This is a genomic window from Streptosporangium sp. NPDC002607, assembly GCF_053592655.1.
This window is the reverse complement of record NZ_JBSFWD010000109.1, coordinates 1-13739: the sequence shown is the minus strand read 5'-3', so window position 1 is coordinate 13739 and position 13739 is coordinate 1. Positions and strand designations below refer to the sequence as shown.

Sequence of the window (13739 nt, the reverse complement as noted above, 5' to 3'; positions counted from 1 at the left end):
GCCTCCGAGCGGGTGTGTCGCGGAGTCCGTCTGTTACCCACCTGTTGCTCCTGTCTGCGAAGCGGTTCGACGACGTCTGCGTGCGAGGGGGATGGCGGACGGGCCGCAACATCTGAAACGGCGAGGTGCCCGAGCGCGGTTCCGCACTCCACGCGGACGCGTACGACGCCCGCTACCACTGCGGCGGGGGACGAGGAAGCCTGCGCAATATTACGCCAGTCCCAAACTGCCAAAAATCCTCGCATTAAAATCCCATGGAGATTCATCGGGATTCACGGGGCCACGCTTTCGGGAGCCGCCTGACCAGGGTTGTTCCGGCTCCGGCGAGCCTTGGCGGGCCGCTTCCCGACACTCGCCCGCAACTGGCCAAAAATATGTAAATTCTTGGATTCACCGAAGTCTTCGAGACGCCTCTCGACATAGCTCCAGGTTATTTGCTATCTGTCCGTTTCTTCGGTTCTTGTCTGGCCGATCTATGTCCGGCGCCGGAACTTCGTTCGCGTAATGACAAATTTAATGATTTAGCTATACGATCGCCGTTCGTGGTTGGAGTTGATCTTTCAGGAACCCGATTGGCCAACGACCTGTTCTTTGTCATGCATGACAACGCGACCGGCCGGATGAGGCTTCATGCCCGTCTGACCGGCCTGGGGCTGGCCGCCGCCATCCTGGGAGAACTGATGCTCGCCGGGCGGATAACCGTGGGATTGGCGGCGGGGCAGATACGGCTCGTCGTTCTCGACGCGGCGCCGCCCGGAGAGGCGCTCACCAAGACCGCCCTGGACCACATCGTCGCCGAACCCTCGCATCGCTTCCGTACCTGGTTGCAGTTCCTCGCCCGTACGGCACTCGCCGACGTGGCGGCCCGGATGACCGCCGACGGGCTGCTGCGCCCGCCCGGCAGACGCCCGTCGCGGAGGCAGGTGCCGGTCGACGTGAACATCGCGGCGTGGCCCGGCGGACGCGTCAACCTGGCGATCCAACGCCGTGAGCCACTTAGCGTCCAGGACAGCGTCCTGCTGGGGCTGCTCGTCGCGACCGGCGGCAACCAGCTCGTCCTGTGGGAGCAGAACCCGAGATACCTCTCCGATTCGATCGCCGCCCTCCCGGCGCCGCTCCAGGAACTGATCGCCCAGACCGAGGCTGCCGTAGGTGACTCCGTCATCAGCCGCCGGTGAACCCACCCCCCTCATTTCAAGGATCCCAATGTCCGTGACAGAACGAAGGGCCAGCGCCGTTGCCGCCGCGCTCGCCCAGGACCGCCTCGGTGTGCCGTCGGTGGTGTTCTTCGTCATCTCGGCGGCGGCGCCGCTGACCGTCATCGGTGGCTCGGTGACCGCCGCCTACGCCGCGACCGGCGTGACCGGCGTGCCGCTCGCCTTCATCCTGCTGGGAGCCATCCTGGGCCTGTTCGCCGTCGGCTACGTGACGATGGCCCGCTACGTCGTCAACGCCGGGGCGTTCTACGCGTACACCGCGAAAGGGCTCGGGCGGCCGGTGGGTGTGGCGACCGCGTGGGTCGCGCTGCTGGCCTACAACGCGCTCCAGGTGGGTCTCTACGGCATGATCGGTGCGGCCGCCCAGCCGCTGATCGCCGACTGGTTCGGAAGCTCTCCGCCCTGGTGGGTCATCGGGCTGGTCGCCTGGGTGCTGACCGGGGTGCTCGGCCTCATGCGGGTCGACGTGAACGGGAAGGTCCTGTCGGTCCTGCTGCTGACGGAGATAGCCGTCGTCGTCGTGTTCGACATCGCGGACCTGATCAACCCGGCGGCCTCGGGCTACAGCCTCGACGTCTTCGACCCGTCGAACCTCTTCGTCCCCGGGATCGGTGCGGTGGTCGCGATCTGCATCGCGTCCTTCGCGGGCTTCGAGTCGTCAGTGGTGTTCTCCGAGGAGACCAAGGACCCGAGGCGCACGGTGCCGATCGCGACCTACGTCGCACTCGCCGTCATCTCCGGGCTGTACGCGCTGTCGTCCTGGGCGATGACCGTGCCGATCGGCTCGGACAAGATCGTCGAGACCTCGCGCGAGCAGAGTTCGGCCCTCCTGTTCAACCTGGCCGGGCAGCACCTGGGGGCGACCGTCGCCACCATCGGCTCCCTCCTCTTCGTGACGAGCCTCTTCGCCGCGCTGATCGCCTTCCACAACACGATCTCCCGCTACGTCTTCGCCCTCGGCAGGGAGAGGGTGCTGCCCGAGACCTTCGGTCGTACCTCCCCCCGGACCGGTGCCCCGGTCAACGGCTCGGTGGCGCAGAGTGTCATCGGGCTGATCACGATCGTCATATACGCGGTCTTCGGCCTGGATCCGGTCGTCCAGCTGTTCTTCACCGTCGGATCGTTCGGTGGCCTGGGACTGCTCATGATGCTGGCGGCCACCTCGATCTCCGTGCTGGTCTTCTTCGCCAAGAACCCCAACGAGGAGAACGCCTGGCGGACCAGGATCGCCCCGGGTATCTCCTCGGTCCTGCTGATCGTGGTCATCGTGCTCGTCATGGCCAACTTCGACACCGTGCTCGGCGTGGCCCCCGACTCCCCGCTGCGCTGGATCATGCCCGCCGTCTACTTCGTCGCCGTGGGGCTCGGCGTCATGTGGGGACTCGCCCTGCGGGCCAAGCGGCCGAAGGTATACGCGAACATCGGGCGGGGCGCCCAGGCGGCCGTGGGAGGGACCGAATGACAGAGATCATTCGCGTTCAGAACGCTCCCGGAGCCGCCGAGACCATCGGCGCGATCATCGCCACCTCCTTCCACGAGCAGGAGATCTCGGCCTGGATGATCCCGCCGGACGACGACCGCCGCCGGGTGATGCCCCCCTTCTTCTCCATGATCACCGAGAGCGCCCTCATCCACGGCGAGGTCCACGCGACGGCCGACATGTCCGCCGTGGCCGTATGGTTCCACAAAGGCGCCAAGCCGCTTCCCGAGATCCCCGACCGGGACGCCCGGGTGGAGGCGTTCGCCGGTCCCCACGCGGAGCGCATCGGGCAGATGGGGGAGGAGATGGACAAGCGCCACCCCCACGACCCGCACCACTACCTGGCGTTCCTCGCCGTGCTCCCCGGGCACCAGGGACGGAAGACGGGGACCCGGCTGCTCGAGGAGTACCACCGCGGGCTCGACGAGGCGGGCATACCCGCGTACCTGGAGGCCAGCAGCACCCGCAGCCGCAGGCTCTACCTGCGCCACGGCTATCAGGACCTCGGCGACCCGATGTTCATGCCCGACGGCCCGCCGATGTTCCCCATGTGGCGCCCGTCGAACCCCTGACCCGAGTGCTGACCCCCGCCCCCAGCCCATCGTGGGCCGGGGGCGGGGGCGATTCCGGCCCCGTTGTTCTCGCGGCCCGGCCACCGCGTTCCCCCCCGCCCCGGCGACCCATGAGGCCCGGGCCACCGTGACACGCGGAACGCGGTGGCTCGATCGGCCGGGCCTTCGGCCAAGCGCGCAGAGTCGCGGAGGGCAGCCGAGCACGGCGACGAAGGGCGGCGTGCTCAGCTGTCTGATGAACACTGCCCCTGTCGGACGATCGTGAGCACTGCTACACCGGCGAAACCGGACTCCGGCCCTACAGCCTTATGAACGCACAGGTCGCGAGATCAGTGGTCGGACATGCCTTAGGTCAGGGCTGTGGGGAGACGGTCATCGTGTCGTGGGACAGGGTGGGCGTCGGCCAGGAGGGGTCGGCCCGCCAATCGGCCCAGGGCGCTCCGAACGCTCCGTGGCGTCCTTCGATCATCGCGATTGCTTGGTCGCGTGCGTGCTGGACATGCTCGTGGGTGCTCTCATCGATGATTCCCAGACGTCGACTGTGTCGGTATTCGTCTTCGTCTTTCCACGTATAAGACGACAAGTCGGGTGTCACGACGAGGTCGATGACCAGGTCAAAGGTGTCCACTCCGATGGGGGTGCGCTGGTAGGGGCGTTGGAAGTTGACGTACCAGCGGTTCAGGCTGTGGTGTTGTGCGTCGAAGAACAGGTTGACGCTGAAGAACGCCCCGGGTGTGAGAATACTGAGCCAGGTGGTCTCGCACCATGTCCAGTGGTCCAGATCCCATCGGCGGGCGGCGAGGGTGGCGATCGCCGCATCGCGTGCGGTGAGGTCTCCGGTTGTCAGCCAGTCGATCCAGGTGGTGGGGGCGAGGCTTTGAATGCCGGGCCAGTAGGCCAGGACGAGTTCGTCGCCGGTGTCGTGGATGACCCGGTGAGGTGAGGCCGTCCACACCCTGCCCTCGAAGGTATCGCGGCGGATCGCTGTGGCACCGCCGGGAAAGCGAGCTGTTGCCGGGACCGTCATAAGCGGCATGATGCCACGCCGGTTGCCGTGGTCGAGACCCGGACAGCACGACTGGCTACCGACACTGGCATGGCCATTTTCCGCCATGCCAGCGGGCGGTGGATGTCCGACGAGAACGCCGGCCACTCCCAGCTCCTGGCCGACAGCGCCGCAGATCTGCTCGCCATCTCGCCACGTATATGCGGGATGACCACTGCTCAGGCGAAATCAGTTGGCGGGCTTGCCGAACCAGCGGGAGAGGTGGTCGTCCAGGTCCTGCTGATCGTCGCCGATCCAGGCGACGTGGCCGTCGGGGCGTAGCAGGACGCACGGGACATCCAGTTCCGCAGTGGGATCCGCGAGGTAATCGACCCGGTCCGACCAGCCGCCGGCGGTCAGGCGTTCGGTGCGGTCCAGCAGCAGGCCGCGGCCGCGATGCAGCAGACCGTAGAGGTGGCCATGTTTCACGTCGATGTCGCGCAGGCGGCGGCCGAGCAGGTCGGGGCCTGCGCCGAAGTCGTAGCGGATGCCGATCGCGGTGATCTTCTCGATCAGATAGCGGTTCACCTCGTCGAAGTCCATCAGTTCGGTGAGCAGCCTGCGCACGGCCTGCGGGCCCGGTTCGGTGGACAGCAGTTCCATCTGGGCGCGGGTGTTGTCCAGCACGTCCTCGGCGACCGGATGACGTTCGGCCTGGTAGGTGTCCAGCAGTGTTTCCGGGGCCCAGCCGCGGATCTGTGCGGCCAGTTTCCAGCCGAGGTTGAATGCGTCCTGAACACCCAGGTTGAGGCCCTGTCCGCCGATGGGTGGATGGACGTGTGCCGCATCGCCGGCCAGCAGCACCCGCCCGACCCGATAACGTTCGGCCAGCCGGGTGGCATCCCCGAAGCGGGACAACCAGCGCGGGGAGTGCACGCCGAAATCGGTTCCGGCGATGGTGCGCAACTGTTGTTTGAAATCCTCGAGGGTGGGCGGTTCCGCGCGGTCGCTGACTCCCACAGCGGGGACTACGACGCTATAGACCCCTTCGCCGAAGGGCCGGAGCCAGAATCGCTGATGGGTCTCGCGGATTTCAGTCACCTTGGCGGCGATCTCCTCCTGCGGCACGCCCACTTCCATCTCGCCCATCAGCGTCTCGGTCCGCGAGGGCTCGCCGGGGAAGCCGACACCGAGCAGCTTACGCACCGTACTGCGCCCGCCGTCACAGCCGACGAGATAGCGCGAACGCAACTGTTCCCCGTCGGCCAGCTCGACGGTCACACCCTCGTCGTCCTGCTCGAAACCGGCGACCGCGCAACCGCGCCGGACCTGCGCACCCAGTTCGATCGCATGTCCTTCGAGCAGATGTTCGATGACCGGCTGCGGGATACCCAGCAGATAGGCGTACGCGGAATCCAGGCCCTTGGGCGCAGGTTTGGGGATGGCGGCGAAGAAACCGCCGGCCGGACGCTGTCTTCCATGCTGGAGAATGCGATCCAGCAGTCCGCGCATCGCCATCAGCTCGAGACTGCGAATATGCAGACCGACTATGCGGACGAACGACGCGGGCTCGGTTTCCTTCTCCAGAACGAGTACCCGCACATCGTGCAGCCGCAGTTCGGCGGCCAGCATCGCACCGGTCGGCCCGCACCCGGCAATGATCACATCGAAGATGAGGGGCGCGCGATCGGCGCCGGAGGCCGGCGACCAGAGAACTCCGGGGACGTCGCCCACCGTGGAGTCACGCTCGACCCTGTCGTTCGACGACGGCTCGGCGGTGACCTGCTGAGAGTGCATAGGTGTTGCCTTTCGGGAGTGCCTTGTTGGCGAGACGCTCCCGGCGACACCTACGTCAATCGCCCGACCGTGACGGAAAGGGGGAGCACCCACATCGATACAGCGTTCATGGGTCTCACCTCCTCGGGCGGTGTCACGGTCAACCGCAAGCTACAAGCCCGAGCATCATCCCGTCCAATCCTTTCCCGGCCACGTGATCACGACTCCAAACGGGCCCGTGCGGCTACAGGGCGAATCCGGCGTGGCGGCCTGGCCGGTCTCGGTCACGGTCGACGGTCCGATCCTGGCCGCCCCCGAGTCTCGGTAGGCGCTGCCCTGATGAGGTTCACTCGTGGCCACTACGCGAACTGGTCGTAGGCGAGCCTGACGACCAGCGCGATGACGACGCACAGCAAGACGACCCGAATGAATCGACTTCCGCTTCTGCGAATCGCACACCGTCACCACCGTTACACAGAGCTACCTTGCGGCTGGTGACACCGACCTGAGTGGGGGCCTAGCAGGGGAGTGAGGGCGGACCTTCCTAAGCTGGCCCGCGACCTCAGTTTCGGGACGATCGAGCCCCGTGAGCGTCTCGTACGGCGCTTCCCAAGCTTCTCCGACGCCGGCCCATGGGCATGGAGGGCGGCGGATGCGGACGCCTTCTTCGCCGAGGCGCGCGATCAAGAACGCCAGCCATGCCACGCCGCTCAGCTACCAGACCGGCTTACGGCAGTTCTGCGACTACATCACCGATCCGTACTACGGCTGGCCGGCCGAATGCGAGGACTGTTTCAGACGCGCGAAGTAGTCCGGAGCGTGCTTCCGCAGCCGACCGTCATGCCAGGTCAGCCAGAACGGCTGTGAGGAAAATACCGCCGCCGCACCGTGGGATCCGGCCGGCAACCGCCGGCAGGGGCTCGACCGCTTTATTCCTGAGCGTAGGCCTGCGGCTTCAGGCGCCCGCCGGTCCGCTGTAGTCGGTGGCGGCATAAACCTGCAGGAGCCTCTCGACTCCGCGCAGGAAGGTCTCGCAGATCAGCACCGGGTCGAACAGGCAGCCGGCGGCCATGGCGCCGTCGCGCATCATCACGAAGTGGCGGGCGGCGGGCTCGGCGCCGGTCTCCTGGATCTTGGCCAGCAGTTCCGTGACGGTTTCCAGGAACCATTGGCGGTGGGCGAGCACGGCCTTGCGCACCGGGGACTCGGGGTCGGGATACTCGGCGGCAGCGTTGAGGAAGGCACATCCCCGGAAACCGGGGGACTGGATGCCCTGGGCGATGGACTTGGTGAGGGCCCGGATGGTGTCGGCGGCCGGTAGTCCGGCGGCGACGGCCTCGTCCGCCTGACCCCGCATAGCTCGGTCGACCTCGTTCAGATAGGCGAGGACAAGGTCTTCCTTGCCGGGGAAGTGCCGGTAGAGGGTGGCCCGCGTCACCTGCGCTTCGGCGACGATGCGATCGATACCGACGGCGTGGATACCCTCCGCGTAGAAGAGCCGGGTGGCCGTTTCTTGGGGGACGTCGCGGTTGATGAGCCTGGTCCCGAGGGTGTGGCGCCACTGGTGCGGCGTGAGGTGGACCGGCCGTCCCTGTTCGTCGCGGATGTCGCAGCGTCTGAGCCACCTGCGCAGGGCCTGCCGGTAGCCGGCGCCGCGCAGCGGTTGGCGGCCCTGCAGGTTCCGTCGCGAGCTGGGAACAGCAGCGGTGCGCCGTCCGGCCACTGGGCTCGGGCGCGCTGCTGCCGCTCGATGATGAGGTGCTGGAGTTCCTCATCGATCGGCACGGCGGCATCACCCCTGCCGACGCCTACCGCACCCTGTGCGCCCAGGGATCATTCCGTGCGATCGACGCGCCGACGTTCGCCGCCCTGCTGCGCGACCTCGGCGCCGGACGGCTCATCCGCCAGGAAAGCGACGGCCTGCTGCTGCACGCAGAGGTGGGGGAGCGGCTGGTCAGCCACTACACCTTCTACGCCGCCTTCGCCGCCCCCACCGAATACCGCATCGTCACCGCGGGGCGGACACTCGGCAGCCTTCCCCTGGAGAATTCTCCACCCGAGGGGGCGCTGCTCATTCCCATTACGCCATGGATCTCATCACCACCCACCGGCCGCAGCCATCGCCGCCCGATACTGGGCATCACGCCCGCGCCCCATTGTTGAGATCACCAACCGGGGGAGTGGTCCACCATCGGATCCAGAACGGCTTGCCGGTCATGAGAATCTTCAGCAGCGCTGACCTGCCCATATTCGTCCGCCAAAGCGAATATTTGCCCTGACGACACAGGGGAGAGGCCACCTGTGCGCCGATTTCGTGGACGATGACAGCCGCTGCCATCAAACAGCCAAAGAAAGACACCTGATGGAGCAGGGCAAATAAGACAAATCACTCGGCCGAGCAGATCCCTCGAGAAGACCATGATCGCCAACCGAGCCAACTGAGACGCGAGACCCAACTACATCTACGAAGCAGCCTTCACCGAGCAGATTGAGTGAGACGGCTGCAGAACCGAAGCGGACCAAGTGAGACACCGGACAGGTCGATGTAGATCATGATGTAGATCATTTGGGACGACCATGATCACAAGACGGCTTAGCAATCATGATCACGCGAATCAACTAAGGGCGACTTCTACGCAAAGCGGCATTTGCTGCACAGATTAAGCGAGATGAACACAGAGTCACACGGGATGCTCGAAGCAAGACGACTAGGACGAAGGACGACACACTTGTACTATTAACTAGATACCAGACAGAAGCTTGATTCTGTTTGGTATAAAACGTGATCATTTCAACGCCTATTCAACCGGCGGCGGCCCGCTTCAGCCGCGATACGTCAACTCCCGGCGCAGTCCGACCACCTCCCGCCGCTGAGCGCTCCTGAGCCGAGTGATCTCCGCAGTCAAAGCGAAGAAGCACATCGTCCGCAGTGCCCCTTATCGGCCTCGTCGACAACGACCTCCCGCGGCGACATGGACCGCTGGCGAAGTTGCTCGATACGCCGCCGCAGGACCTGGTGCCCGTACAGAACTCCGCCCCTCGCTGCACAGCCCGAAACGTCATTTCCTGACCAGACGCTTGATGGCCGCCTTCACCTTTGCCTCGAACTTGCACCGAGTCACCGCGCTGAGAGCATCGATGCGTCGGTAACGAAGACACCGCAGGTCAGGCAGGCATTGCCCTGGTCGCACTTCTACAACGGCGGCGGCAGGCAAAAGCCGTTGGGCAGGAAACGGTCGGCGCGGTCAAACAACTGCATACCGTTATGGTCTTCGCGGGTAAAGGTGACCAGGCCGCCGTCGGCCTTGAACTTGCGGCTGGCCATGAAGGGCGGCGGGCCACGTACCACGTAGTGCATCGATATGGATGGGCCGGCTCGGCGAACAGCTGTTCCAGGTCGGCGCCGACATAGACGCGACGCGTCTTGAGAGGTTGTCCAGGCGTGGAACGACGTCGATGTACGGGGTACCGCCGTAGCTCATGACGAAGTCGTTGATCCGCATGCCGAGCGCCTACCGAGTCTCATCCCGCTTTCGGCCGGCAACGCGAACAGCATGCGGTCGCACAGATTGCCCCGCCACTCCCCCGTGGCACCGTCGTAGGATGTGGCGCTCATACGTGCCGGGTGCTGGGAGGCGCGCCGCCGGCGATGCGAGTCCGGACCTCATTCACTAAGCGCGTAGTCCGCCGCGGTGTGCCGCTCCTCATGGCGGGCGCAACCGCCCTTTCCAGGTCCTACTCCCCCACTCGGATGACTCGCCCGGACCCGCGCTGCCCTTGATGCAAGCACCGATGGCCAGGGAAGACCGCTCCATGTTGGTAGCGGTCGTTGCGGAGAGAGTCTCTCTGCACACCCGCCGACGCGTTCTGCCCCGATCCACCGGCCCCCTTTGCTCTTGTTAGTCGTCTTTAGTCCGTTATATCCTAATTGGCTTTAAACTTACCGAACGCCTTTACAGTGTAGATTTATAATGAAATGTCGACGAGACGTCGATCTCACTGGTGCTCCGTTCCTCATGCCAGGACCGGGGTGGATCTGCACTTCCGGTAAGGAACGTCGCACTAGTGGGGTGAGGGGATGCGGCCCAGCGTGAGGTAGGCGATCGGGCCGAAGGGCTGGACGAGTAGCAACGGCCACCACAGCGCCTTACGTCCCCGGATCTGTCCAGCTGGCCTGCACCACAGGTCTGCGGCCGCCGTGGCAGTGAGCGACAGCTCTATGGAGGCCAGCGTCAAAATCGCCGCCCGTTGCCGGTCGGAGAGGTCACTCCAGCGCTTGTGCGAACGTGTCATGAGTGCTCCTTGGTTGAGAGCGGTACAGGCTCGATGCGGATCAGTGCGGTCCGCACCTCCATCACACACCCGCAGGAGGGTTCCGGCACCGGCCGAACGTCACCCGCCGCAAGGACCAATGTCTCCCGCGACGCCCCCGTAGGAGCGGCCTGGCGGTCGTCGCCCCCCTCCTGCCGGTTCACCCGGCCTGATCCCCCGCCGCCGGTTGCCGCACATCCTGCTCCAGGAACACGACGAGGAGGTGGCCCGGCTCGGTGGTTATCTGAAGGGATCGGCCGAGGAGTCCGTCGGCAGGCGATTCACCCACCGCATGCCCTGGCTGCTGCTGAGTCTGGCCAGGGCGATGGCCTCCGCGGGCGCAGGCAGGACGCGCGCCCTCGACGGAGCCCGCTCAAGGCGCGTGCACCGCCCGCGGATCCCCGGTCCCCGGACGAGACATCCCTCTCGCGGGCAGGACGCCGGGCTGGCTACGCGATCCGGTGAGTGCCCGCCTGTCGTGCCGCGGCCAGCGTCACGCCCCAGTGGCGGGCTCGTTCGGTCTCCCCCTCCAGGAGCGGGCCAGGGGTGCCGGCGACGTAGAAGCTCTGTGAGCCGGTCAGGATCGCGAAACCGTGCCTGCGCAGGCGTTTCTCGGCGCCGTGCCGGGCTGATCCTGGGATCCAGAGGCTTTTGATCCGTGTGTCGAACGCCACCGCCGAGGCCGGGGAGCGGCCGCCCAGGGTAGAGAGCCATTCGCGCAGCCCTTGCCCCTTGGACACCCGGTCGGCGGAAGCCTGCTGAGCGGCCGACTGCCGGGTGCTGGGCCGGCTCATGCCGAAGGCATGAGTGGGCCCGCCGACGACAAGCAGGTCCACGTCGCCGGGGACGGCCTCCGGGGCATTGCCGACCTCGACCAGGTCCACGTCCATCCGGGTGGCCAGTCCTTCGGCGACAGCCTCGGCGATCGCCTGGGTGTTGCCGAACATCGATTCGAAGACCACGAGTGCACGCATCGGGGCCGTTCCCTTCTCCATTGATCTCCATTGACGCCCCGCGGGAGGTGGGGATCTGGGATCCCCCGCCTGCTGTCTTCAGGATGATGATCGTGTCAGCGGTCACCTCGTCGAACGTCCTGCGGACGGTGAGGTGACCGCCGCCCACGCGCGCCGCTTCCATAGCGGCGGTCTACAGCAGCGGCGGGATGACGAGCAGGTCGTCGCTTCCGTGCTCGAGCCGCGAGGTGACGTCGATGACGCCTTCGAGCCGGCGGATCGCCTGAATGAGCCGGACGACCTGTGAGCGATGTTCGACCTTGCCTTCGAGTGTCACCACGCCGTTCTCGACGCTGATCGCCACGTCGGTTCCGGTCAGGTCGCGGACGACGGCTTCGGCCTCGGCCCGCAGTTCGGCCTCGGGGCGGTCGAAGACACGCAGCAGGTCCGACCGGTGCAGGATGCCGGCGATGCGGCCGGTCACCGGGTCGATCACCGGGAGCTGTTCGATCTTCTTGTCGTGCATGAGCCGCGCCGCGTCCCGGGCGGGCATGCCCGGGGTGACGGTGATCGCGGGCGAGGTCATCAGGTCCTTCGCCACGACCGCCGCGGCCTTCTCGTGCTCGCGGCGACGGGCGGTGCTCTCGAAGATCGAGATACTGTGGCGCATCGTGTCGCTCTCCTTGAGCAGCAGGTCGTCCTGGGACACCACCCCGATCGGACGGCGGTCCAGGTCGATGACCGTCACCGCGCCCACGGCGAAGCGCCGCATCACGTTCACGATGTCGGCGAAGCCCGCGTCCTGCCGCACGGCGATGGCGGTGCGGCCCATCACGTCACTCACTTTGATCGGCATCTTCTTCCTCCATTCTCGCGATTCCTTTGAGCGTTCCTATGAGCGGACGACCGCCACGGCGCAGTGCGCGTGGTGGGGGATGTCGTTCGGCCAGCGGTGCACGGCGGTGACGATGCGCAGCGGCAGGCCCGTACGAGCGGCGTCGTCGGCGGCCCATCCGACGGGGCGGTCGCGCCGGTGGAGCCGTCGGTTCCGGCGATGATCAGAGCAGACATGGTTGTTCTTCCTTCCTCTCCCATCAGACCTCGCCGGAAGGCCCGGCCCCAGGGCCACAGGTCCTGATCCCGCCGCGGGAGGACAGGGTCTTTCGCCCCTCACCGGGGGCCGGATCGCGGTCAGCGGCGGATGAGCACGGCCTTCAACTGGATCCTTCTTCAGTCGTCTCCAGGCCGGCCGATGCCCGGCCGTGGATCCAGAGGCCAAAGTCTCGGGGGGAGGTGCTTTTCGGCTCCGGTGCGCCGTGCTCGTCCAGTAGCCGGGCGGCCTCTGCGTCGCTGAGCCCCGCCAGGGTGTCTGCCTTGATGCTCATGTGTCCAGCAGGTCGTCAAGGCGAAGGACACCTGGGTGAGGGACCTTCAGCCCCGGTGATCGCCGCCTCGGCGCGACCGGCATGGGTGGTGTGGGCGGCAGGTCCGCCGGTAGGTGACGGCCGGTGTTCGCCCGGCACGTTGCTCAGCGGGCGCTGGACTGCCTCGGTGGACCAGGGCTGGGGGTCCGTGCGGCGACGGCGTCCACGACCTGGCCGCGACCGCCACGGCGCAGTGCCGCGGTGATCTCCTGCTGCGCGTGCGTGCTTGTGCAGACGTTCGCACAGTGACCGAACGGCCCGTTTGCCAGGCACTTTCGTCCCATGAGCCGGGTCCCGCCTTCGAGGCGAGCGAACAAGAAGGTGAGCACGCCTTGTGATCATGTCCTGCGGGGGTGGGGCGATCACCGGATCGAGAACCCGTTCCGGTCAGGCGAGTACCGGATGTGCCGTTTCGGGCATGGATTCGATCGCGGCACGCGGGGCGAGCATGTCGGCGTTCCGCATCCGGTCGACCTGGTCAGGGGTGACGACGAGGGTGGGGCAGGCCGCCAGGGCGAGGCAGGCCCGTAAAGTCGCCCCGAGAAATCCGCCGCCCACCGGACGGCCCCCTCCCAGCACGAGGAGGTCGGCCGTCTCGGAGTGGCGCGGCAGTGCTCGCGCGGCCCTGTCACGGCAGAGCAGCGGGCGCACGACGAGTTTCGGGTACCCGGCGCGGACCGTCGCGGCCGCTCGGCTCACGACGGTTTCGGCAATCGCCTTCCGATCTGCCTCCTCGGCGGGTGCCCAGGCGGGCACATGGGGTGCCCGGCACCGCGTGACGTCGCCCCACGCGTGGAGAACGACCAGTTCCGCGCCGCTGCTGCGGGCCTCCCAGGCACCCCAGCTCAGTGCCGCCCACCCGGCGGCCGAACCATCGAAGCCGACCAGGATGCGAGAAAACGACTGCCGGCGTGTCATGGGGTCCTCCGTGATTCGTCCCGTTGCCCCGGTGGCGAAGGGGACTCATCTTCATGCAACCGTGACCGCCTCGGCCCTGGCCAGGGTCGCTGGTCCCGGCTCG

General features: G+C 66.6%; 13 protein-coding genes. 5 read left to right on the top strand and 8 right to left on the bottom strand.

What is annotated here, in order from left to right; translation table 11 throughout:
• The first annotated feature begins 572 nt into the window (after window positions 1-572).
• From ACWD3H_RS46605 to ACWD3H_RS46595, 3 genes are read left to right on the top strand one after another with little or no spacing between them, the layout of a single operon-like run.
• Window positions 573-1178, top strand: a complete 606-nt coding sequence (locus ACWD3H_RS46605) for a GOLPH3/VPS74 family protein (protein ID WP_451959641.1) — start codon at window positions 573-575, stop codon at window positions 1176-1178.
• A gap of 28 nt (window positions 1179-1206) precedes the next feature.
• Entirely contained in the window at window positions 1207-2679 is a 1473-nt protein-coding gene (locus tag ACWD3H_RS46600; protein WP_355565221.1) for an APC family permease, read from the top strand.
• Window positions 2676-3269: a GNAT family N-acetyltransferase gene (locus ACWD3H_RS46595; RefSeq protein ID WP_451959640.1), complete on the top strand. Its 594-nt coding sequence runs from the start codon at window positions 2676-2678 to the stop codon at window positions 3267-3269. The genes ACWD3H_RS46600 and ACWD3H_RS46595 overlap by 4 nt, the downstream gene beginning before the upstream one ends.
• Window positions 3270-3621: 352 nt before the next feature.
• Here the strand turns inward: ACWD3H_RS46595 and ACWD3H_RS46590 are convergent, their stop codons facing one another.
• Window positions 3622-4422, bottom strand: a complete 801-nt coding sequence (locus ACWD3H_RS46590; protein WP_355565227.1) for a DUF402 domain-containing protein — start codon at window positions 4420-4422, stop codon at window positions 3622-3624.
• Window positions 4423-4503: 81 nt separating this feature from the next.
• On the bottom strand, window positions 4504-5928 hold the full coding sequence (gene rox / locus ACWD3H_RS46585) for a rifampin monooxygenase (RefSeq protein WP_451959642.1): 1425 nt from the start codon (window positions 5926-5928) through the stop codon (window positions 4504-4506).
• Between the two features lie 754 nt (window positions 5929-6682).
• Here rox and ACWD3H_RS46580 point away from each other — a divergent pair.
• Window positions 6683-6841, top strand: coding sequence for a hypothetical protein (locus tag ACWD3H_RS46580; protein WP_451959639.1), 159 nt, complete (start codon window positions 6683-6685; stop codon window positions 6839-6841).
• A 144-nt stretch (window positions 6842-6985) separates the two neighbouring features.
• Here ACWD3H_RS46580 and ACWD3H_RS46575 read toward each other — a convergent pair whose 3' ends face one another.
• Window positions 6986-7753: a TetR family transcriptional regulator gene (locus ACWD3H_RS46575; protein WP_451959638.1), complete on the bottom strand. Its 768-nt coding sequence runs from the start codon at window positions 7751-7753 to the stop codon at window positions 6986-6988.
• A gap of 35 nt (window positions 7754-7788) precedes the next feature.
• On the opposite strand from ACWD3H_RS46575, the gene ACWD3H_RS46570 reads away from it, so the two are divergent.
• A complete protein-coding gene (locus ACWD3H_RS46570; RefSeq protein WP_451959637.1) occupies window positions 7789-8193 on the top strand; it encodes a hypothetical protein in 405 nt (134 codons plus the stop codon).
• 1030 nt (window positions 8194-9223) lie between these two features.
• On the opposite strand, the gene ACWD3H_RS46565 is transcribed toward ACWD3H_RS46570, so the two are convergent.
• From ACWD3H_RS46565 to ACWD3H_RS46545, 5 genes are all read right to left on the bottom strand, one after another.
• Window positions 9224-9388 carry a hypothetical protein gene (locus ACWD3H_RS46565; RefSeq protein WP_451959636.1) on the bottom strand — a complete coding sequence of 55 codons (165 nt, stop codon included), beginning with the start codon at window positions 9386-9388 and terminating at the stop codon, window positions 9224-9226.
• Between the two features lie 704 nt (window positions 9389-10092).
• Window positions 10093-10323 carry a hypothetical protein gene (locus ACWD3H_RS46560; protein ID WP_451959635.1) on the bottom strand — a complete coding sequence of 77 codons (231 nt, stop codon included), beginning with the start codon at window positions 10321-10323 and terminating at the stop codon, window positions 10093-10095.
• A 467-nt stretch (window positions 10324-10790) separates the two neighbouring features.
• Window positions 10791-11315: a flavodoxin family protein gene (locus ACWD3H_RS46555; protein WP_451959634.1), complete on the bottom strand. Its 525-nt coding sequence runs from the start codon at window positions 11313-11315 to the stop codon at window positions 10791-10793.
• Window positions 11316-11487: 172 nt separating this feature from the next.
• Window positions 11488-12150: a CBS domain-containing protein gene (locus ACWD3H_RS46550; RefSeq protein ID WP_451959633.1), complete on the bottom strand. Its 663-nt coding sequence runs from the start codon at window positions 12148-12150 to the stop codon at window positions 11488-11490.
• A gap of 955 nt (window positions 12151-13105) precedes the next feature.
• Window positions 13106-13636 carry a universal stress protein gene (locus ACWD3H_RS46545; RefSeq protein ID WP_451959632.1) on the bottom strand — a complete coding sequence of 177 codons (531 nt, stop codon included), beginning with the start codon at window positions 13634-13636 and terminating at the stop codon, window positions 13106-13108.
• Window positions 13637-13739: the final 103 nt, after the last annotated feature.

Coding starts and splice junctions, on each gene's coding strand:
- ACWD3H_RS46545 (WP_451959632.1), bottom strand. CDS start 13,636: ATGACACGCCGGCAGTCGTTTTCTCGCATCCTGGTCGGCTTCGATGGT.
- ACWD3H_RS46555 (WP_451959634.1), bottom strand. CDS start 11,315: ATGCGTGCACTCGTGGTCTTCGAATCGATGTTCGGCAACACCCAGGCG.
- ACWD3H_RS46550 (WP_451959633.1), bottom strand. CDS start 12,150: ATGCCGATCAAAGTGAGTGACGTGATGGGCCGCACCGCCATCGCCGTG.
- ACWD3H_RS46560 (WP_451959635.1), bottom strand. CDS start 10,323: ATGACACGTTCGCACAAGCGCTGGAGTGACCTCTCCGACCGGCAACGG.
- ACWD3H_RS46580 (WP_451959639.1), top strand. CDS start 6,683: ATGCGGACGCCTTCTTCGCCGAGGCGCGCGATCAAGAACGCCAGCCAT.
- ACWD3H_RS46595 (WP_451959640.1), top strand. CDS start 2,676: ATGACAGAGATCATTCGCGTTCAGAACGCTCCCGGAGCCGCCGAGACC.
- ACWD3H_RS46600 (WP_355565221.1), top strand. CDS start 1,207: ATGTCCGTGACAGAACGAAGGGCCAGCGCCGTTGCCGCCGCGCTCGCC.
- ACWD3H_RS46565 (WP_451959636.1), bottom strand. CDS start 9,388: ATGCACTACGTGGTACGTGGCCCGCCGCCCTTCATGGCCAGCCGCAAG.